18 protein-coding genes are annotated in these 21,927 nt (G+C 47.4%); 17 read left to right on the top strand and 1 reads right to left on the bottom strand.

The genetic code is table 11. From position 1 onward, the window contains the following. The first annotated feature begins 16 nt into the window (after nucleotides 1-16). The 17 genes from C556_RS18915 (at nucleotide 17) to C556_RS22700 (ending at nucleotide 21,202) form a co-directional block, all read left to right on the top strand. Nucleotides 17-790, top strand: a complete 774-nt coding sequence (locus C556_RS18915) for a glycosyltransferase (RefSeq protein ID WP_083930249.1) — start codon at nucleotides 17-19, stop codon at nucleotides 788-790. A 75-nt stretch (nucleotides 791-865) separates the two neighbouring features. After that, a complete protein-coding gene (locus tag C556_RS0101840) occupies nucleotides 866-1,990 on the top strand; it encodes a glycosyltransferase family 4 protein (protein WP_018746520.1) in 1,125 nt (374 codons plus the stop codon). Beyond that, on the top strand, nucleotides 1,991-3,049 hold the full coding sequence (gene rfbB / locus C556_RS21340; protein WP_051083192.1) for a dTDP-glucose 4,6-dehydratase: 1,059 nt from the start codon (nucleotides 1,991-1,993) through the stop codon (nucleotides 3,047-3,049). Next, on the top strand, nucleotides 3,049-3,966 hold the full coding sequence (rfbD, locus tag C556_RS21335) for a dTDP-4-dehydrorhamnose reductase (RefSeq protein ID WP_211214649.1): 918 nt from the start codon (nucleotides 3,049-3,051) through the stop codon (nucleotides 3,964-3,966). The genes rfbB and rfbD overlap by 1 nt, the downstream gene beginning before the upstream one ends. Further along, on the top strand, nucleotides 3,963-4,847 hold the full coding sequence (rfbA, locus tag C556_RS21330) for a glucose-1-phosphate thymidylyltransferase RfbA (protein ID WP_051083191.1): 885 nt from the start codon (nucleotides 3,963-3,965) through the stop codon (nucleotides 4,845-4,847). The genes rfbD and rfbA overlap by 4 nt, the downstream gene beginning before the upstream one ends. A gap of 40 nt (nucleotides 4,848-4,887) precedes the next feature. Then, complete coding sequence (gene rfbC / locus C556_RS0101835; RefSeq protein ID WP_026262724.1) at nucleotides 4,888-5,436, top strand: dTDP-4-dehydrorhamnose 3,5-epimerase; 549 nt, start codon at nucleotides 4,888-4,890, stop codon at nucleotides 5,434-5,436. After that, nucleotides 5,436-6,254, top strand: coding sequence for an ABC transporter permease (locus C556_RS21325; RefSeq protein ID WP_051083190.1), 819 nt, complete (start codon nucleotides 5,436-5,438; stop codon nucleotides 6,252-6,254). Before rfbC ends, C556_RS21325 begins: the two co-directional genes overlap by 1 nt. Continuing rightward, on the top strand, nucleotides 6,244-7,617 hold the full coding sequence (locus C556_RS21320) for an ABC transporter ATP-binding protein (protein WP_051083189.1): 1,374 nt from the start codon (nucleotides 6,244-6,246) through the stop codon (nucleotides 7,615-7,617). Before C556_RS21325 ends, C556_RS21320 begins: the two co-directional genes overlap by 11 nt. After that, nucleotides 7,610-11,239 (top strand): glycosyltransferase, encoded by a 3,630-nt coding sequence (locus tag C556_RS22020; RefSeq protein WP_083930246.1) that lies wholly within the window; start codon nucleotides 7,610-7,612, stop codon nucleotides 11,237-11,239. Before C556_RS21320 ends, C556_RS22020 begins: the two co-directional genes overlap by 8 nt. A gap of 318 nt (nucleotides 11,240-11,557) precedes the next feature. Beyond that, the gene (locus C556_RS22015) at nucleotides 11,558-12,400 is read left to right on the top strand and encodes an NAD-dependent epimerase/dehydratase family protein (RefSeq protein ID WP_083930244.1); all 843 of its coding nucleotides are present in this window, start codon (nucleotides 11,558-11,560) and stop codon (nucleotides 12,398-12,400) included. Between the two features lie 26 nt (nucleotides 12,401-12,426). Further along, nucleotides 12,427-13,458 carry a GDP-mannose 4,6-dehydratase gene (locus C556_RS22010; RefSeq protein WP_083930242.1) on the top strand — a complete coding sequence of 344 codons (1,032 nt, stop codon included), beginning with the start codon at nucleotides 12,427-12,429 and terminating at the stop codon, nucleotides 13,456-13,458. A gap of 156 nt (nucleotides 13,459-13,614) precedes the next feature. Then, the gene (locus tag C556_RS22005) at nucleotides 13,615-14,520 is read left to right on the top strand and encodes a GHMP family kinase ATP-binding protein (protein ID WP_211214647.1); all 906 of its coding nucleotides are present in this window, start codon (nucleotides 13,615-13,617) and stop codon (nucleotides 14,518-14,520) included. Further along, nucleotides 14,517-15,101, top strand: a complete 585-nt coding sequence (locus C556_RS22000) for a D-sedoheptulose 7-phosphate isomerase (protein WP_211214646.1) — start codon at nucleotides 14,517-14,519, stop codon at nucleotides 15,099-15,101. Before C556_RS22005 ends, C556_RS22000 begins: the two co-directional genes overlap by 4 nt. Further along, on the top strand, nucleotides 15,101-15,793 hold the full coding sequence (locus tag C556_RS0101810) for a nucleotidyltransferase family protein (RefSeq protein WP_018746515.1): 693 nt from the start codon (nucleotides 15,101-15,103) through the stop codon (nucleotides 15,791-15,793). Before C556_RS22000 ends, C556_RS0101810 begins: the two co-directional genes overlap by 1 nt. Then, nucleotides 15,790-16,332 (top strand): D-glycero-alpha-D-manno-heptose-1,7-bisphosphate 7-phosphatase, encoded by a 543-nt coding sequence (locus C556_RS0101805; RefSeq protein WP_026262722.1) that lies wholly within the window; start codon nucleotides 15,790-15,792, stop codon nucleotides 16,330-16,332. The genes C556_RS0101810 and C556_RS0101805 overlap by 4 nt, the downstream gene beginning before the upstream one ends. A gap of 95 nt (nucleotides 16,333-16,427) precedes the next feature. Continuing rightward, the gene (locus C556_RS21995) at nucleotides 16,428-19,013 is read left to right on the top strand and encodes an acyltransferase family protein (RefSeq protein ID WP_083930237.1); all 2,586 of its coding nucleotides are present in this window, start codon (nucleotides 16,428-16,430) and stop codon (nucleotides 19,011-19,013) included. Nucleotides 19,014-19,351: 338 nt separating this feature from the next. Continuing rightward, nucleotides 19,352-21,202: a hypothetical protein gene (locus tag C556_RS22700; RefSeq protein WP_157235703.1), complete on the top strand. Its 1,851-nt coding sequence runs from the start codon at nucleotides 19,352-19,354 to the stop codon at nucleotides 21,200-21,202. A gap of 94 nt (nucleotides 21,203-21,296) precedes the next feature. On the opposite strand, the gene cysC is transcribed toward C556_RS22700, so the two are convergent. After that, complete coding sequence (gene cysC / locus C556_RS21315) at nucleotides 21,297-21,881, bottom strand: adenylyl-sulfate kinase (RefSeq protein WP_051083188.1); 585 nt, start codon at nucleotides 21,879-21,881, stop codon at nucleotides 21,297-21,299. Nucleotides 21,882-21,927 lie beyond the last annotated feature (46 nt).

Below are 21,927 nucleotides of genomic sequence, written 5' to 3'. Positions count from 1 at the left end.
TGATGGGAGCGCAGACATGAATCGACGCGTCACCGTCGGCGTAGTGGTTTACAAGACTCCTATCTGCGAGTTGAGTGCACTGTTCGATCAACTGCAACACACACCTGAAGTAGTGCAGGTATTGGTGTTCGACAATGGTGTCAGTGCTGCACTGCGAGCCGAAGTGGTACGCCGCGGCTGGGTATATCGCACAGAAGGGCGCAACCTTGGCTTCGGAAGCGGGCACAATCGCTTGATCGCCCTGCTGGGCGACTATCCAGAAGCAGACTTGCATTTGCTGTGCAATCCGGACATCGGCTGGGAAGAAAACCCATTGCCGAAATTGATCGACTATCTGGACACCAACGACCGGGTCTGCGCAGTGATGCCGGACGTGTTCAGCCCTGATGGCAGCAGGCAGTATCTCGCCAAGAACACGCCCACCCCATTGATCCTGTTTGGTCGCCGCTTTCTGCCTCGGCACTGGCTGGCAACGCAAATCGATCAGTATGAGCTACGCAACCTGGCATTCGATCAGCCTATGGTCGTACCGATCATCTCCGGTTGCTTCATGCTCTTGAAGACCGCTGCTTTATATGCGGTGAGCGGCTTCGATGAGCGCTATTTCCTGTACCTGGAAGACTACGACCTATGCCGGCGCCTACAAATGAAGGGCTATGAAGTGGCCATTGAACCGCGTGCAGCCATACTGCATGGACATCGCCGTTCTTCCTATTCCTGGGGCCGTCCGCTCTGGTGGCACATCAGATCGGCATTGCGCTATTTTTTATGCCAACCTCATAGAAGCTGAGCGGCATTCACTCTTACAACTCGACCTGCGAGATTGTGACAGAATGCGCAGTTAACCGTTACTTGAGCGTCGCACGTGTCATTGCTCTACCTGTTCGTCGCACTCGTAGTCAGCTTTGCCATATGCCTGTTGTTGGTGCGTTTCGCACACAAACACAGTCATTTCACTGGTGACAACAAGTTCTCCGAGACGCAGAAATTCCATGACAGCCCCGTTCCTCGTGTGGGTGGGCTGGCACTTGTCGCAGCCTTTCTCGCGGTTCAGCCATTTGTGCTGCTGCTGGAAGGTGAAGCACTGGCCAGAGTTTCGGCACTCGTTTTTTTCTCGTGTCTTCCGGTCTTCCTAGGAGGCTTGCTGGAAGACATTCTGAAAGTCGGCCTTGTCAAGACACGCTTGGCCGCCATGGCCGCCGGCGTGCTGCTGCTGATCTATCTACTGGACTGGCGCGTCGTGCGCGTGGACTTCCCTTGGGTGTCCAACTGGCTGGCACTGGAACCAATTTCGATAGCGCTGACACTGATTGCCATCGTGGGTGTGATCAATGCCATGAACCTGATTGATGGTTATAACGGGCTCGCAAGTGCGGTTGGAATGATCATCCTTGCCTCGCTTGCCTACATTGGCCTGAAGGTCGGCGATCGCCAGATCACCACTTTGGCCGTGACACTGCTGGGCGCATGCGCGGGCTTCATGTTTTGGAATTGGCCGCGCGGATTGATTTTCCTTGGAGATGGTGGTGCGTACGTCATCGGTTTCGGAATTGCCAGCCTCTCGGTAGGATTAGTCATGCGCAACCCAAATGTTTCCGCCTGGTATGCTGTTGTTCTGTTGCTCTACCCTATCGTCGAAACAATTTTTACCATCAATCGCCGCCTTCACCGACAAGCCTCTCCCGGCTTGCCTGATGCCGCTCACCTGCACCAGCTCGTATATAAGCGGATGATGCGTTGGGCAGTCGGAAGCGGTAAAAGTGTTGATCGCAAGATGCGTAACTCCATGACCTCCCCTTATCTATGGCTGATCTCCTCACTATCAGTCATTCCCGCAAGCATCTGGTGGAATAATCAGCTTGCATTGCAAACAACGGCGGTTTTGTTTGTGCTGGGTTACCTTTGGCTATATCGCAGCATTACTAAGTTCAGAACCCCGAAGTGGTTGATTTATAGAAAGCATAATATTGATGAGAAGGATGTGCACTAAATGATTCTAGTAACCGGCGGCGCCGGATTTATTGGTGGAAATTTTATCCTTGATTGGCTTAGCCATAGCAACGAATCCATCATCAATCTAGACAAACTCACGTACGCAGGAAACCTCGATACACTAAAGGCCCTCGAGGGAGATTTGCGCTACAGATTTGTGCAAGGCGATATTGGTGATCGCGCACTCTTGGGCCGCTTGCTGACCGAGTACCAACCAAGGGCGTTGATCAACTTTGCAGCCGAATCACACGTCGATCGCTCTATACAAGGCCCTGGCGAGTTCATCCAAACCAATGTAGTTGGCACATTCAATTTGCTTGAAGCCGTACGGTTTTACTGGAATGAATTACCCGCCAATGAAAAAGAGCAATTCCGCCTTCTGCATATCTCTACCGATGAGGTGTACGGTACACTCGAGGCAGCCACCCCTCCCTTCACAGAAACGAACGCCTATGAGCCAAATAGCCCATATTCCGCTTCCAAGGCTGCAAGCGATCATCTCGTTCGCGCTTGGCACCACACCTATGGCCTGCCCGTCCTAACAACCAATTGCTCCAACAATTATGGGCCTTATCAATTTCCGGAGAAGCTAATACCATTGGTCATTCTCAATGCGATCGCCGGAAAAAAACTACCTATCTATGGAGATGGTAAGCAAATCAGGGACTGGCTATTTGTAAACGACCATTGCGATGCGATACGTTGCGTACTGGAAGAGGGTGTCGTTGGTGAAACCTATAACGTAGGCGGCTGGAACGAAAAAACCAATCTTGATGTGGTGCGCTCTATTTGTGCATTGCTTGATGAAATCAAGCCTCGCGTTGATGGCAAATCATATTGCGAGCAGATAGTCTTTATTACCGATCGACCGGGCCATGATCGCCGTTATGCAATCAATGCGCACAAGCTCGAGCGCGATTTAGGATGGAGACCAAAAGAAACGTTCGAAACCGGTATTAGCAAGACAGTAAATTGGTATCTGGAAAATTCCGCCTGGATTCAGAATGTCACCTCTGGAGCCTACCGCGACTGGGTCCAACAACAATATGGGGCATAATGATGCGGCTTCCGACGATCTTGCTGACAGGCAAGCACGGCCAGGTTGGCTTTGAATTGCAACGTAGTCTGTCGGTCGTCGGACGAGTGGTGGCAGTGGACCGCGACGACTGCGACCTTACCGATCAAGCGGCGATCGCGCAACTTCTCAAGTATGTCGGGCCCGATGTCATCATCAATCCGGCAGCGCATACAGCAGTAGACAGGGCCGAAAGTGAAATTGAGCTGGCAACGCAAATCAATGTTCACGCGCCGACAACAATGGCGCATTGGGCAACAGTTAACAAAGCGCTACTTATTCACTATTCGACCGATTACGTGTTTGATGGAAAGAAGGATGGTTGGTATAGCGAAGAAAGCCCTCCCAATCCACAGTCGATATATGGCAAGACAAAATTAGCAGGGGAGAACGCTATACGTGCGAGCGGCTGCCAACACTTGATCTTACGTACAAGCTGGGTGTACGGAGCGCACGGCAGTAATTTCCTGAAGACCATGCTTCGGTTGATGAAAGAACGTGAAGTTTTATCCGTGGTCGCCGATCAAATAGGATGTCCCACGAATGCGGAGCTACTGGCTGATATAACAGCACAGTTGGTTGCTCAATATTGGCAAAGCGATGACCGTTCAGCCTTTGCCTTTGGCACATATCACGCCGTGGCCACAGGCGAAACCACCTGGTATGAATATGCGAAAACCATCAATCAGTTAGCAAGCCAGATGGGTTGGTCACTCAAAGCTACATCCGATAAAATCAGGCCCATCCCGGCCAGCGCCTTCCCAGCACAAGCCCCCCGCCCATTGAACTCACGGCTCGATACGAACAAACTACAAACTACGTTCAACATAGCGTTGCCAACATGGCAGCAAGGTGTTGCACAGGTATTGACTTTGCTGCGCGCAGGAGTGCAAGAGTGAAGAAAAGAAAAGGTATAATCCTAGCCGGGGGCTCAGGGACCAGGCTTTATCCAGCAACTATCGCGGTAAGCAAGCAGTTGCTTCCGATCTACGATAAGCCAATGATCTATTATCCACTTACCACGCTGATGCTGTCTGGCATCCGCGAGATATTGATCATCTCCACTCCTCAAGATACCCCACGCTTCGAGCAGCTGCTTGGGAACGGAAATCAATGGGGAATTGACTTAAAATACGCAGTCCAACCCAGTCCGGATGGGCTTGCGCAGGCATTCATTATTGGTGAAGATTTTATCGGCAAAGATAACGTTTCATTAATACTTGGCGACAATATTTTTTATGGAAATGATTTGGCTGAGCTACTAAAGGAAGCAGCCAGCAAGCCCAGCGGTGCCAGCGTTTTTGCATATCACGTGCATGACCCTGATCGCTATGGAGTAGTAGAATTCGACAAAAATGGCAAAGCACAATCAATTGAAGAAAAGCCCCTTCATCCCAAATCCAATTACGCAGTAACTGGGCTTTATTTCTATGACAACGACGTCGTAAAGATTGCAAAAGGCATCAGGCCGTCTCCACGCGGGGAATTGGAAATAACCGACATAAACGGCGAATATTTAAACCGTGGAACTCTTGACGTAAAAACGATGGGCCGAGGCTATGCGTGGCTGGATACAGGCACGCATGAATCCATGCTGGAAGCTAGCCTTTTCATTCAGACCATCGAGCAACGTCAGGGATTGAAGGTTGCTAGCCCCGAAGAAGTAGCTTATCGCCAAAATTGGATCGACGCCAAACAGCTAGAAGCTTTGGCCCAGCCGTTGAAAAAGACCGGGTATGGTTGTTATTTACTCGGAATTTTGAAAGAAGTGTCTCGATAGAATTAATTGGAGGGCGGTTCACACCCCGCTTTGATGTTAAATGAATGTAATTGACACAGCGATCCCCGATGTTAAGATCATCGAACCGCGCGTCTTTGGTGATGAGCGCGGTTTTTTCTTTGAGAGTTTTAATCAGGACCAATTCAACCAAGCAATTGGGCACCAAGTGACCTTCGTCCAAGACAACCACTCACGCTCCAGCAAGAGTGTGTTGCGGGGTCTGCATTACCAGATATCTCCAGCTCCACAAGGCAAACTGGTCAGATGCACATTCGGCGAGGTTTTTGACGTGGCGGTTGATATCCGAAAATCATCTCCTACATATGCCCAATACGTAGGCGTTTTACTTTCAGCTTCGAATAAAAAGCAGCTGTGGATTCCACAAGGATTTGCTCATGGCTTCGTCGTTCTTAGCGAATTTGCAGAATTTCTCTACAAAACAACTCAGTTTTATAGGCCAGAACTTGAGCGTGCCATCCGATGGGATGACCCGCATATCAATATCTCGTGGCCGATTTCTGCCCCCCCCCTGTTGTCTAAAAAAGACTCGTCGGCCAGCCTTCTGCAAGACGCGGAGGTATTCGACTAATGCAAAGCCACTCCTACCATCCCAGAGAGCTCGTCGCAAGCGCCTGGCGAAATCGGGCCCTATTGAAAGCCTCTATCCGGCGCGAAGTTTTGGGGAGATATCGCGGCTCCCTCATGGGGATATTGTGGTCTTTCTTTAACCCTCTATTCATGTTGATAGTTTATACATTTGTATTTAGCGTGATTTTTAAATCCAGATGGAATTCACAAAACGACTCAAAAACAGAATTTGCGTTAGTATTGTTTGCAGGGCAGATTATATTTAATTTTTTTTCCGAATGTATAAATCGTGCCCCCAGCTTAATCTTAAGCAATCCCAACTATGTAAAGAAAGTAGTCTATCCACTTGAAATTCTGCCCTGGATTTCCATTGGGGCAGCGTTGTTTCATACCGCTATTAGCATTTTGGTATGGTTATTTGGATACTCAATTTTCTTTGGAATTCCCCACCTGACTTCCGTATATCTTCTTTTCGTACTGGCCCCTCTCATTTTAATGGTTATTGGGCTAAGTTGGGCTTTGGCCTCTTTAGGGGTTTTCTTGCGGGATGTCGGACAATTTATCGGAGTTATCACAACTGTCGTCATGTTTCTCTCCCCAATTTTTTATCCGGTATCTGCAATCCCAGAAAAATTCCGTCACTTGATATATATAAATCCACTCACCCCAATTATTGAAATGACCAGAGATGTGCTCTATTGGGGAAAAATGCCCGATCTACAAGCATGGCTAATTTCATCGGCCATCAGCGGTGTTGTTGCTTGGATAGGCTTTATTTGGTTTCAAAAGACGCGGAAGGGGTTTGCTGATGTCATGTGACGTCGCTATTAAAGTTGAGACGTTGAGCAAATGCTACCAGATATATGCTCAACCCAGAGACAGGCTAAAGCAATTTTTACTTCCTCGGCTTCGCACCTTTTTGGGATTAGAGGCAAAGCAGTACTCAAAGGAATTCTGGGCACTTAAAAACGTTTCGTTCACCGTCCAGCACGGCGAAACCGTGGGGATCATAGGCCGAAATGGAAGTGGAAAATCAACTCTTCTACAGATGATATGCGGAACTCTAAACCCAAGCGCTGGTTCAATACAAACACAAGGTAGAATTGCAGCACTCCTCGAATTAGGCTCCGGGTTTAACCCCGAATTCACTGGTCGTGAAAACGTCTATATGAATGGGGCAGTGCTCGGACTAACCAAATATGAAGTGGATGCAAAGTTCGAGGAAATACTGGCATTTTCCGAAATTGGAGAATTTATTGATAGGCCAGTAAAGACATACTCCAGCGGCATGATGGTAAGACTGGCTTTCAGCGTTGCGATAAATGCAACACCTGAGATCCTAATTGTTGATGAAGCGCTTGCTGTTGGAGACGAACTCTTTCAAAGGAAGTGCTTTTCCAAGATAGAAGCGCTCCGGGCCGAGGGCGCAACCATCTTGTTTGTTTCCCATTCTGGGGCTCAAATAATTGAACTCTGCAACCGAGCAATATTGTTGGATGAGGGGGAACAGCTAATTACCGGGAGTCCAAAGCAGGTAGTCGGTTTATATCAAAAAATGTTATATGCCCCAAAAGTCAAAAGGGCTGAAATACGGGCGCAATTTCTGCAAGCAAGTCAGACATCTAGTGTAAGCAGTCTCCAGCAGCAAGCTTATCAGCTAGAAACTTCTTCAAGCGAAAGCGAAGTAGTAACAGAAACATTCGAGCCAGATCTAAAACCCATGAGTTCGCTGGATTTTGATTCGCATGGGCCAATCATTGGAACTCCAGAAATTCTGACGAGAGATGGTAGAAAAGTAAATGGCCTGATTCGGGGAAGACGATATCGATATCAATATGATGTCACCTTTCATAATAGCGCGGAAAATGTACGTTTTGGGATGGCGATTAAGACAACGACAGGGTTCACGCTGGCCGGTGCACTGTCAGCGCCCACTCTCTCCCACGCAATTTCATTCGTAAATGCCGGTACCGTTTTAAATGTCGAGTTCACGTTCGAAGCAAACTTCAATCCAGGTATATACTTTATGAATGCCGGTGTTTTTGGAATAAAGGATGGGGAAGAAATTGTTTTGCATCGACGCGCAGATATTGTCGCGTTCAGAATATTATCCATCCCCAACAATATCGAAACAGAAACAGTTGCTTGCGATTTCAAGTTTGCGATAAAAAACAATGACTAGCCTATTTAACAATTTGCTAATTTCTTCACCCAACGGCGGCGGCCTATATCTGGCACAGGCAGGAGAGCTAGTCCAGCTAGATGGACTAGATACAACTGGGTTTGGGATTTCTAACGGTACTTTGGTACGAGGTTATCAACCAGATTTTTTGAGTATATCCCAAAAGGACAGTGTTCAATTCTTTTCCAAATCAGAAGCGTTCGATGACATACATGACGTTTTGAACGCAAACGACAATATTTATGTTGTTTCGACTGGCGCCAACCAAATTCTCGAGCTCAACAAAAAAGGAGAGCTTCTTCGAAACTGGAAATTCCCGGGAGAACGCGATTCTTGGCATATAAACTGTCTCGGCATATGGAAAGGGAGATTAGTTTTTTCTGCGTTTGGGGAGTTCTTTACCCATCGAGAATATAAGGGAGCGACCCTAAACAGTGGCTTCGTCCAGGACCTGGAAACCGGTGAGCGGCTGGTTGAAGGATTGTCGCAACCTCACAGCTTAACCATTATTGAAAATAACCTTCTATTAGCAGACTCAGAGAAAAAACGCATAGTTGAATATAACTCGGACGGCAAGTTTCTGCGCGAGCGTACGTTTGATGGGTATCCCCGCGGAATTTGCTATTCAAATGGCGTTATTTACGTAGGATTGAGTTGCTCCCGAAATGCCCCCGATACGGAGATGGCAAACTCCATGGTCATTGCTCTCGACGAAAGCAACTTCCAGGAAATAGAGAGGCTCGAAGTACCTCGCAAGGAAATATATGAACTTGCCCATCTCGAATCGTCGGAAGAATTACTTAAAGTAGTAATTGCCAGTTCAATTGCATCGTCGCATTTTCAAAGAAATATGGTCGACAGCAATTCAGAACCAGCATTGTCATTAGAGGATTACAAAAATATGGAAGCGCGACTTTCCAACATGGAAGAAAAAGAAAATTTGCTTGGCCTAGAGCTTGATCGTGCCACGAAAGAGTTAGACACTGCCACAGCCAAGGCACACAGTCTTCAGGAAGAGCTCCGCCAAGTTTCCGAAGAAGTTAATAGAAACCAAGAGCTTTTAGCTGCAAGCCAGCAAGCGCGCGCCACACTGGAAACCACTACACATAACCTCCAAGAGGAACTCCACCGAGTTTCCGAAGAAGTAAAAAAGAGCCAAGCATTATTGACTGCAAGCAAGCAAGCCTGCGCCCTGGTGGAAGCGGCAGCCGCAGAGAAAGCTAGAGGGTATGAAGATAAGCAAGCAGAACTGGAAGAAAAAATCGCCAGCATTATTAACGACAAAGATTGGGAGCTACGACAACTACGTGCAGAGCTGGCCGCCTTATATGACTCTCGTTCATGGCGATTGATGGCGCCGGTCAGAAAAGTATCCGAGATAATCGGTCTAAACAAGTTAAGGCGCTCCAGCATCCGCCCCTTGATTTGGCGGTTTGCACGTGCTGGCTTTCATAGAATTCCCGGCGATGTTTATTTGAAATGCAAAATGAAAAATTTTGCGTTCCGCCATTTTTCGTGGTTACTCGGGCGAGAGTCGATCTATCACAATTGGGCCGGCACAAATGGGGAAAATGGTGCCAACCAATCACAATTGCTACTACTTCCTCCTCTTCTCAAAGGTGCGGGGAAGAAAGCGCCATTTGACTTCCCGCTATCCGAAAATCCAACTGTCAGCATCGTTATCCCTGTATATGGGAAATCAGATTTTACCTACAATTGCTTGCTTTCTATTTACGAAAACAGGCCCAATTTGTCCTTTGAAATAGTGGTCGTCAATGACTGCTCAAAGGATGATACCTTGGAGATGCTGAAAACTATTGGTGGCCTTACCGTGATAAGTAATGATACCAACTTGGGATTCCTGCGCACCGCGAATCGTGGGGCCAAAGCAGCCCAAGGGAAATATCTACTTTTCTTGAACAATGACACACTCGTTCATCCCGGCTGGCTGGATGAACTAGTTGCGGTTCTGGAAAGTCGCCCGGACATTGGGCTAGTCGGCTCGCAGTTGATCTATGCAAATGGTCTGCTTCAAGAAAGTGGTTGCCTCATCTGTCAGGATGGCTCATCTCTTCCTCTGGGCCGGCTACAATCTCCCCTCGCTCCAGAATTTAGCTATTTCAGGGAAGTAGATTTTTGCTCAGGCGCCAGCATATTGGTGAGAAAAGAGGAATTTGACATCGTCGGGGGCTTCGATGAGGTCTACGCCCCTGCATACTATGAAGATCCAGATCTGGCGTTCAAGCTGAGAGCCATTGAAAAGAAAACATTTGTTCAGCCTTTATCCAAGGTAACTCATTTTGAAAATGTATCCTATGGCGAGAAGGCATACGGAGATCTAACCAGCAAAAATCGAAATACCTTTTTTTCCAAGTGGCAATCTATATTTCCGAGCTTGCTTTATCCGGATGTTGCCAACTATCACGAAAACCGACGATACCCTCGCCAGAGAGTCTTATACATAGATGCGTTAGTTCCAGTTCCGGATCGTGGGGCTGGCAGTGTGGATGCATATTACTTTATGAAATTCTTGGTTGAGGCAGGCTATGATGTAGTTTTCTACGGCGAACATACTCCTGATTTTGTTGAAAAGTATACGCCTATGATTCAGCGCCTGGGAGTAGAATGCCTTTATCGCCCACACATTGGGATTGACAAATATCTCGAACAGCACGGTGCTAGCTTTTCCTTTGTATTGATGGCGCGAGTTTACCAAGCAGCAGCATTTCAAAAATTAATTGAGAAATTCTGCACAAATGCAGCGTACGTATTTAATACCGTCGATATCCACTTCTTGAGGGAAGGCCGACAAGCTGAAATTGAAGGTTCTGCAATGCTACGGAAACAGGCAGAACATACAAAAAAGGCTGAACTTGGGTTCATGGAAAAAGCCAATGCAACAATCGTCATCAGCGCCGAGGAAAAGGTATTGCTAGAAAGCGAGTACGGTCAAACCCGCATCCATCATATCCCTCTCATTCGAGAAATATATGGGAGCAAGCGGCCATATGAAGATCGCAAGGATATCGTGTTTATCGGTAGCGCCCACCTGCCCAATGTGGATGGCGTCTTATATTTTCATCAAGAAATATTTCCTCTTATCAAAGCAAAGCTTCCAGATATAAATCTCATCGTTATTGGGGAAGAGTTGCGCGGAGCATTGAAAGGAGAACCTGGGTATAGTGCACTTGCAAATGATGCTAATGTGAGGCTCGTCGGGTTTGTTGAAAACCTGGAAGATTACTTTGATCACGTCCGGGTCATGGTTGCTCCACTGCGGTACGGATCTGGGGTAAAAGGCAAAATCGCAACATCCCTCTCCTATGGTGTGCCATGCGTAGCTACGAAGATCGGCGTAGAGGGGATGGGGCTAGAGCACGAAATAAATGTCCTAGAGGCTGAGGGACCAGAGCAATTTGCCTCCGAGTTGGTTCGTGCCTATAATGATCGCCCGCTATGGGAAGCGCTTTCCAGAAATGGACTGGATTTTATGGATCGTGAATACTCTCTAGAAATGGGAAGAAGTCGCTTACTAAGCGTCATGGCCGCTGCAATGGAAAATCACCAAACTCAACTCATGAATGCTCTCGATGGGGAGAATTCACTTCATATCACAGACTGACCCAAGCAGTCAGCCAACCTACGGCTCGCTGCCTCCAAACAGCGAGCCGGACTCATGACGATCCAAGCCCTTTAGGGCAAAGAAAGCCGTGTGAGTGGAAAATGTCCAATTGTTTTAGCAGGATATTTTGATGAACATGAGGGGGCACAAGCGAGCATATATGGAGAGGTGGAAATTGGCATGCGCGTGCTTGCGTTACGCGCGTGTTAGGCGAACCGGCTTTGCTTACCTCGGATTCCAGTAAAAAGCGGAGTTCAACTGACTAAGATTCTGACCTGAGTCTGCTTATGTCTTTGTTGGAAATAGGCTGAGAATGAAATGAAGTTTTTCGTAATTGGTAGCCACGGTTACGTGGCAACACAAATGCTTTCTCGTCTTAAACAAAAAAAAATGGGGTTTGTTGCCGTATCTCGAACTCCACGAGAGGAAGAACATGCTCTCAATTTGGAGACGCCAGAGATTTTTAACTATTCGTTGATTTCCCGCGGCGACGTTATTTTGATGCTGGCAGCAAATTCCTCCCCAGACTTCTGCCGCGATCATCATGAATTAGCTTGGAAAACCAATGTTATTGGAAGCTCGGCCTTTATTTCCCGCTGCATTGAACGCGGAGGGCGCGTGATTTTCTTTTCCAGCGATACGGTGTACGGCGAGCAGAGCTCCATGTGTAACGAAAGCTCGAAATGCAATCCCGTGGGTGAGTATGCGCTCATGAAAAGAGAAGTCGAGCAGCGATTTAAAGAAGAATCTTCATTCAAGACCATCAGGCTTTCATATGTTTTTTCTCGAGATGACAAATTTACAAAATATCTCGTAACCTGTTCGGATCGTAGCGAACCAGCGGAGCTATTTCATCCTTTTATGAGGGCCGTAGTGCATCGCGATGACATTGTTGAAGGCGCAATTTCTTTAGGTGAGAACTGGGACTCTTTCCCAGAGCGCATAATTAATTTTGGTGGGCCAGAGGTCATTTCCCGTATAGAGTTTGCAGATATTCTACGTAGCACGGCACTTCCTCATCTCAAATATATAGTACAGGAGCCTTCTGCTGATTTCTTCAAGAACAGGCCGAAGTACATCTCCATGGCATCGAGCATTCTGCCAAGGCTGCTAGGACGTGCCAGTAGTACTCTTGCAAAAGCAGCAAAGCTGGAATTTTGAATCAACGTTAGGAGCAGGCGGTAGCCATGAATAAAAAGGTACTTATCACTGGGGTTACCGGACAGGTTGGTTCCCAGTTGGCTGACTACATTCTTGAAAATACGGATTTGGATGTTGTGGGTATGATGCGGTGGCAAGAGCCCATGGACAACCTTTATCATCTTTCCGACAGAATAAACCGTAAAGATCGGATTTCTATTTACTACGCGGATTTAAATGATTTCTCGGCCATGGCGAGGATGTTAACTGAAATCCGCCCTAATTTTATCTCCCATCTTGCCGCGCAATCTTACCCCAAAACATCATTCAACATTCCAATAGAAACGCTCCAAACAAACATCATTGGCACCGCGAATCTGCTTGAGGCGATCCGCCAATTGAAGGAATTGAATGACTATAATCCCGTCGTTCATATCTGCTCTTCCAGCGAAGTATATGGGCGAGCCAAGCCCGGTACACCATTGTCCGAAGAGACAGCATTTCATGGCGCAAGCCCGTACAGCATCAGCAAAATCGGGACCGATTATTTAGGACGTTTCTATGGTGAGGCTTATGGCATCCGAACTTTTGTTACGCGCATGGGGACTCATTCCGGACCACGGCGGAGTGATGTTTTTTTTGAAAGTACAGTAGCGAAACAAATAGCTTTGATTGAAGCTGGTCTCCAAGAGCCCTTCATCCGTGTGGGCAATCTTTCCAGCACTCGTACATTCCAAGATGCGCGCGATGCTGTGCGAGCTTATTTCCTGCTGCTCCTCGAAAGCGAAAAAGGGAAGATTCCTTGCGGCGAATATTTTAATATTGCTGGAGAGGAAGTATTTCAGCTACCGGATGTTATCAACATCATGTTGGAAATGAGCACTGTCAGCGGCATTCAAGTAGTTACTGATCAGGATCGGATGCGACCAATTGATGCGGACTATCAAATGTTCGACAATGCGAAAATCAAGCAAGCCATCCAATGGAAGCCGGAAATTCCCGCACGCAAGATGTTCAAAGATCTTCTAGATCATTGGCGTGACGAGATTTCCAAAGGAAAAATTCCACTGAATCGCTGAACTAGTAAAGGCCCTTTAGGGAGAATTCTTGTGCTTATCAGATCTAGAGCGCCCTTGCGGCTTGGATTGGCGGGAGGGGGAACGGACGTTTCCCCCTATTGCGATACCTACGGTGGGTATGTTTTGAACGCAGCAATTGATCGATATGCGTATGCCGTGATCAAGACACTGGACATGCCTATCTTGCGGTTTATAGCAACCGATCAAAGAGTTGAAGAAGAAATTCACGACCTAGAAGCATCCATCGAGTTGGACGGCCGGCTAAATCTGCATCGCGCCGTTTATCGATACATGATGCAAAACTATAATGGTGGACGTTCAATTCCACTCGAGCTCAGCACATTTTGCGACGCACCTGCAGGCTCTGGCTTGGGCTCATCATCGACGTTAGTCGTGGCAATCATAAAGGCTTTTGTAGAGTTGCTAAATCTGCCACTCGACGATTATGAAATTGCTCATCTCGCATTCTGGATTGAACGGGTTGATTGCAATTTGCAAGGAGGAAGGCAAGACCAGTATTCCGCGACATTTGGTGGCTTCAATTTCATGGAATTTTATGCCAACGAACGTGCTGTAATAAATCCTTTACGTATCAAGAATTGGATAATTTGCGAACTGGAAGCCTCATTGGTCTTGTATTTCACGGGAGTATCGCGCGAGTCAGCCAGGATTATCGCAGATCAGAGCAGCAATGTTACCGCGGGCGCGATTGAGGCCATGGATGCCATGCATGGTATCAAGCACGAGGCCCTCGTCATGAAAGAAGCTTTACTACGTGGTGACTTCGGAGCATTAGTTGAATCCATGAAGGCAGGTTGGGAAAATAAAAAGCGTTCAGCTAAATCGGTCTCAAATCCACAAATCGATGAGATATACGAAGCAGCCTCTAAAGCCGGTTCGTTGGCCGGTAAAGTATCAGGCGCTGGCGGTGGCGGCTTCATGTGGTTTTTCGTCCCAACGGAGAAGCGCATGAACGTCATCAGAACTTTGTCCCAGTTCGGAGGACAGGTTAGCAATTGTCATTTCACAAAAAACGGTTCACAAGCCTGGAGAGCTCAATGAAGCAAATTATTATTGAACAGATTAACGAGTCGAGTAAGGTGATGTCTGCCATGCTGGCGGACGACCAACTTCTGAATGCGGTGCAAGCGGCGGCTCAATCTTGCATCGCCGCATATAGAAGCGGGCGTCGCGTTCTTTTGGCCGGCAATGGAGGAAGTGCAGCTGATGCACAGCATATTGCAGGCGAATTTGTAAGTCGCTTTGCTTTTGATCGCCCTGGGCTACCAGCAATTGCGCTGACGACCGATACATCTATCATGACAGCAATTGGCAACGACTATGGCTATGAGAAATTATTCTCGCGACAAGTACAAGCGCATGGTGTAGCTGGGGATATTTTAATTGCTTATTCGACTTCCGGGAAATCACCCAATATCATTGCTGCACTAGAACAAGCTAAGCAGTTGGGTATTATATGTGTCGGCATGAGCGGCAATCGCGGCGGCCCAATGCAAGCACTCTGCGATCATTACTTGGCAGTTCCCAGTGCCGACACACCCAAAATCCAGGAAGGGCACGCTGTTCTAGGACATATCATCTGCGGGTTGGTAGAGCGCGCTTTGTTCAAGGCTCCTGATTAATGGAAGCGATCGTTTTGGCGGGGGGAAAAGGCACTCGGCTCCGCGAGGTTGTCAGCGATGTGCCCAAACCGATGGCGCCTATTAGCGGCCAGCCTTTCCTTGCGCTTCTGCTGAACCATTTAGCTGAGAAAGGTATCAGCCGCGTAGTTTTGTCGATTGGATATATGGCGCAGGTCATCCAGGATTACTTTGGAGAAACCTACGCGGGTCTAGAGATCGATTACGTCGTTGAGCCGCAGCCCTTAGGAACAGGGGGGGCAGTCCGTCTTGCGTTGGAAAAGATCCGATCTGATCACGTCTTTATTTTCAACGGAGATACCTTTCTGGATCTCGAAATTAGCGAGATCGAGGCACTGTGGATAAAGGAGCGTAAACCGCTGATTGTAGGTCGTGAAGTGAATGATACGAGTCGGTACGGTCGTCTGCTCACAGAAGGAAGCGTTGCGACGGGATTTACTGAAAAAGGTGTAGAAGGACCGGGATTGATCAACGGAGGGTGCTATGTGCTGCAAGCGCATCAACTGGATGAATTCCTAGTTGGTAGCAATTTCTCATTTGAATTGGATTTTTTGGCTCCAGCTGTAAAACAACGTCAGTTCGGGGTCTTTATTACCCATGGCAAGTTTATCGATATTGGAATTCCAGAAGACTTCCACCGCGCTCAGATTGAGCTAAGTGAGTTTCTTAAGTGAAAAGGCCTGCACTGTTTCTTGATCGAGATGGAGTCATTAATGTTGATCATGGCTATGTCTACCAAGCAGAGAACTTTTCTTTTTTACCCGGAATTTTTGAACTAGTTCAATTCGCAAACAAATTGAATTATTTGGTTATTGTGGTAACCAATCAATCCGGCATTGGACGTGGGTACTACACTGAAAAGGACTTTCATAAATTGATGACATGGATGAAAGCCCGATTCAAGGAGCATGAAGCCGAAATTGATGGTATCTATTTTTGCCCTTTTCATCCCGAGTATGGCGTCGGTGAGTACAGACGGACCAGCGATCTGCGCAAACCTGGGCCGGGAATGATTATGTGTGCAGCTGACGATTTCGGCATCGATCTGTCCCATTCCATCATGGTGGGAGATAACATCACCGACATGCAAGCTGGCCTAGCTGCGGGAGTTGGTACGTTGCTCTATCTCGGGCAACAACCGACGTCCGTTGGGATAAACATTCACTCGTTGACTGAAGTTCACGCGTATCTTTCAGCCAACGTTTCTAGCTAACGAATTCCAACTGCCCGCGAAGCTACTCCATCCACCATCCAAGGTCGCGTTCTGGTTGAGTAGCATATGGCAGATTTACCTATTCCAATATTTCAATGAACAACTCAGAAATTGCAGCCGTGCAGGTCGCCAGGCTTCGCCAAGCCACGTACCGCCCGGACATCGACGGCTTACGTGCATTGGCAGTAATTGCCGTTATTCTGTTTCACCTAAGCCCAACATGGCTGCCTGGGGGGTTTGTCGGGGTAGATATATTCTTCGTAATCTCCGGCTTTGTGGTAACGGCCTCATTAGCAAAAATGGGGCCGCTGCCTTTGGGGCAATTCTTCGGCGAATTCTACGCCAGACGCATGGCGCGGATTTTGCCAGCATTAACGTTAGTTTTGGTGGTTAGCGTAATCGTTGCAACATTATTTATACCATCGGCGTGGCTAAGCGAATTAAGCAACGACACAGCCAGGTATGCATTTTGGGGATTGAGCAATTGGGTAATGCAAAGCAATACAGATACTTATTTTGCGCCGAGAGCTGAGTTTAACCCCTATACGCACACATGGTCTTTGGGTATCGAAGAGCAATTTTACCTACTAGTTCCAATACTCGTTTTCTTATGGGTACGCCTTACCCACTCAGGGAGGGGATTACGTGCCTTTGCAGTAGCCACACTAATATCATTATTGGTTCTAGCATCGGCATTGGGTGCCGCCTGGGCTACCGAAAATTGGCCTACTGTTGCATTTTATTTTATCGGATTTCGCTTTTGGGAATTGGGGCTCGGCGTCATCGCCTTCATGCTAACTCAACGCTTTCATATCTCAACTTCAAGCCATAGAATTCGACATAACGCGACTGCTTGCGCTGGACTGACCCTCGTCGCGACTGGCTTGATATATGCAGACCCTCATCGCTTCCCCTTTCCTTGGGCATGGGTACCTGCACTAGGCACGCTTTTGTTGATTGGCGGTGCGCATATTCAGCCTCTCGATCCGGTGCGACGCCTATTCGCATCCCGAGCCCCCGTGTGGATTGGCAAGCGCTCATATTCGCTTTATCTATGGCACTGGCCTGTGTTTGTCTTAATGCGTTGGACAGTCGGGCTGGAAACCACGCTGCAACAGTGCATAGCAATTGGCATTACGGCGACGTTGGCCTTTTCTTCTTATCGATTGGTCGAGACACCATTACGGCACCATCGGTGGCTGGAACAACGGTCCCCAGTCGCCCGAATATTGCTTTTTTCTTTGATGCCGCTGCTTGGATTTTGGATAGCTAGCCATGTCTTTGAACATCAAGGGCGATATAGTTTTAGCCAAGTAACACGAAATTCGAGCGAGTGGTATGTTCCCAGTGGGAAATTGCCTTTTGTAAACCCTGAGACTCGTCAGTGCGAAACCGATAGTACGAGAGAGCCACTTGCAAATGGTTGGACATTGCGATTTTCAGCAAAGGGATGTGCGACAAGCAGCAGCACTCAAAAAATATATGTGCTCGGGGACTCCCACGCGACTCACCTAACAGGTTTGATTGAACTTGTTACTGCGACACTCGGCATTGACTCGGTCATTTACTTTTCGCCGCCATCTTGCCCTTTTTTGAATATGCGGAATCCCATGGCCGGGGCTAGAGCAGACTGCCTTGGATATTATAAAGCTGCAACAGAAGCTATCGTAACTTCAGCAAAGCCCGGCGATGTTGTCTTGTTGTCCAGCTTTCGCCTAGACCGATGGGCGAATCAATGGGGAGATCTCGGGATAAAGGATATGAGAGCCCATTTATTTGGCGCCTATACGGATACGCAGCGGAATTCGGTTATAGCAGACGCCAGAACCTGGATAATGCCTTTTGTTAAAAAAGATCTTAATGTTGTCTTGGTTGCGCCAACTCCGGTATTTAGGGCGCCTGCGTTTAGATGTTCCGATTGGTTCAATAAGGGTAATCCTGCATGCTCTGGGGGCTTGACACAAGAAAGAAAGGAATTGGAACTATTGCGCGCTCCAATTATTGAAACGATGCGCCGGATAAGTAATTTTGACGCACACATTTCAATCTGGGATCCTTTTCCTGTTTTATGCCCGAAGTCGACTTGCTCAGCAAAAATTAATGACAAGCCTCTTTTTTTTGATGGGGATCATTTATCGGCCTATGGGAATTATATTTTGCACCCATCATTAACGGCGTATTTAGAAAAAATCGGCTCTGGGGCAGTGGGCATCAACATTGAATCGATGTATAGCTATCCAATAAAAGTCGATTCTGACATGACCAATGCGAGCCAAATCTTAATCAAAGGCTGGTATCCCGTAGAGCCGAGCCATGCCTGGTCGACTCAGGAAGCCGCCTTACGACTACCTGTACCCGAGCAATGCCATGCAAACACCTGCTCCGCGATTTTGAGGTTTGCGGTGTTTGGTGCAAGTAGCCAGCGCAATGTTACGGTCAAGTTGAACGGAAGGACAGAAGAGAAGGCTTGGCAGAAATCGATTACGGCCACCTCCGATCAGCTCCAGGAAGTCGAGGTACCTCTGGATCCCAAAACGAGTAGCTCTGTTGTGCAACTAAGCATTCCTACGGCAGCATCACCGGAGCAACTAACTCTGTCTGGCGATACGCGAGTCCTAGGGGTCGCTTTGAAAGAGATACAGTTGCGAGAAGAGTCGACAACACCACTTCGTGTTCAATAAGTTTGCTGGATGGCCCAAGATCTCATGTTTCTTGGGCCATAGCTCCCTCGTTGCGGATAGCAACAGCAGGTAACAGACGGGGATTTACTTAGTAAGTTTCTTTGGGTGATTTCTTTTTTGCAAAAAATTGAATTGCCGAGGTACTTGACGCATTCTTCTTCTCGCTGAGGTTATTGCTGGGGAGCATACAGATAGCGATAGCCAATTGCGGAGCGGCCTCAATGACGTGGTTAAATTGTGCGTCTAGAGCTAAAAATATTTATCACGTTAGCAAATCCATCTTGAGAATTAGTGGATTACGCAAAGCTGCTGCATGGCGTGAGAAGGGAGTCTTTTGATTGGCCGAGAATAGCGTTGTTCAGAAATGGAGTTTGGGCATATTGCTCATTTTGCTCTTGCCATTTGCGTGGGCAGCACCTCTAACATGGCTCGCGCAAGCAATGGAAATGCGCTTTGCGCACTACGCATGGATATTCTGTACGGGCCTGTTTGTACTCCTTTTCCTAGTACTTTGGCTTATGGATGGAAAACTAACATTCAAAATCAGCCTACCGCCCAAAACCGTGATTTACGCCATATGTATTTCCATGATTTCCGGAGGAGGGGCGCTTCTTTTTAACAGGGTAGATGCCGATGATTTCTACTACCTCGCAAATGCAACATATTTCGTAGCACATCCTCAATCCCGCATGGGGTTGGAAATAAATTTCATTTATTCTCCCGATCTGAAGTTAACTTCTTTTACGTGGGGAACTTCAACACCTTTTGAATACGCCCAAGCAGCAATTGCCTATGTAACTGGATTTTCCATCCTTCAAATTTATTACTATTTAAACCCAATTTTAATGGGAATTGGCAGCTACTTCAGTCTCTTCCTCTGCACATCACTTTTTTTAAAAAGGACCCATGCAAACCTCCTTGGCGCACTAGGAGCAATAGTGGTTGTATCCTTCATTGATGACACTATTCGCGCAGTCGGGAATCTCTACGTTACGAGAATATTCCAAGGCAAAGTGGCCTTTCTGGCTGTTGCCTTGCCAGTGTATTTTTACGTAAGCTTTCTTTACTTTGGCGGCCTTTCAAAAAAGCTATTATGGCTTTTAGGCATCATTGCGCTTGCTTCAATTGGGATGACTGCGTCCTCACTTTTTATTCTCGTCTTCGCGTCTTTGACTGTTGCCATTGTCCTTTTGGTCGAATGCTGGATGACTGAAAATCTCCGTCTTCTACGCCCAATCTGTCTATTGCAATTACCCTTGATTCCGGTGTTTCTGTATGGGATTACATACAAGTTCTTTTTCGGAAAAGGACTGGAAGCCAATAGTTTGGCGAACGCAGACTGGCCGACAACGATGGTTGGGCATGCGCTCTTTTACTTTAACAACGGCTTTTCGTGGAGTGGGGCAATTTATTTTTCCTGCTGGCTTTTCGCTATATATGCACTTGCCGGATGGGGTAGAAGGGTAATACTACTTTGGGGGATTGTTCCATGGTTCATCTTTTTGAACCCATGGCTTGGCGACTTTTTCATCAAGAAGCTATATCTTGAGAATATTTACTGGCGACTATTCTTTATTCTGCCGTTCCCACTAGTTATCGCCATCACCGTTAGCAATTTTGTCGAAAAAATTCTTTTAACGCTGCCCACACGGTCGCGCGTGATTTCACTCGGTGCTACGAGTGCTTTCCTTGCTGGCCTTTTACTTTTTTTTGTTCCCACATGGCGTAATTTACTCAACTGGCCGATAAGGGAAAAAATTCCTCATCCACAATCAGTGGTTTTGGAGCATATATTCTCTCAAGGGCTTTCCGGCGTAGTGCTAGCACCAGATCCTGTATCCGGACTCATCGCGCTCAAAGCCCCCGAGGCCGTTAACATTGTTATACGACTCGGGGTAGAGCAGGTATTGTTCAGTAATGCAGGGGCCCCGGATGAGGCATGGAATCGATTCTGGGCTGCCCACTTTTTGTGGAGTGCAGATAAAACACACGCAGTAGATTTCAAAAAAATAGTATTGCGCTATCGACCTGATCATATCGTGGTCGCGGCAAGCGCATTTAGTACTGTATATTCTGTCCTTGCCTCTTCCAGGAATATATATTGTGTTTCTATGGAAGATGATAAGTACGTTCTATTGACCAGGGAGACTCATTGCCCCTCGCTGATGCATGACAAGCCTGCTGCTTAGCTTGTATTCAGCGTGATCGCCTAGCTCAGCTTGGCTTTGGTGCCAACCTGAGCCAAGTACTAATTGGACACGGGAGCCGGATTGCTTAAGCTGCCTACAGCTGTAGCAAAATGCGCTGTACAGCTTCGTCGATATGACACCGACTGGTGTCAATCACAAGCGAGGGGAACTCCGGCGCTTCGTATGGAGACTGGACGCCGGTGAAGTCTTTTATTTCTCCAGCCCTGGCCTTCCGATATAAGCCTTTTGGATCACGACCCTCGCAGGTTTCGATAGGCGTGTTGAGATAAATTTCCTTGAAGGTTTCCGTACCGATTGCATCTCGGGCCAATTCGCGATCCTTGGCAAATGGCGAGATAAATGCGGTAATGACAATAACGCCTGCATCATTCATCAATTTGGCAACTTCAGCCACACGGCGAATGTTCTCGGTTCGATCCTCCGCACTGAAGCCTAGGTTGCAATTCAATCCATGACGTACGTTGTCTCCATCCAGTACATAACAAAGTCGCCCTTTATCGAAAAGTGCACGTTCCAGTGCGTAAGCGATCGTGCTTTTGCCTGATGCACTCAAGCCAGTAATCCAGATCGTAGAAGCGGTTTGATTTAACAATCGTTCACGATCTTCCCGAAACACAGCGCCCTGTGTTTTTACTATATTTTGGGGAATACTATTCATTTATTTCTCATCGAAAGTGTTGCCGAACTAAAAGACGGTGTGCCTT

The organism is Chitiniphilus shinanonensis DSM 23277 (assembly GCF_000374805.1).
Lineage (GTDB): Bacteria > Pseudomonadota > Gammaproteobacteria > Burkholderiales > Chitinibacteraceae > Chitiniphilus > Chitiniphilus shinanonensis.
The sequence above is the reverse complement of the archived record's forward strand: the minus strand, read 5'-3'. Positions and strand labels throughout refer to the sequence as shown.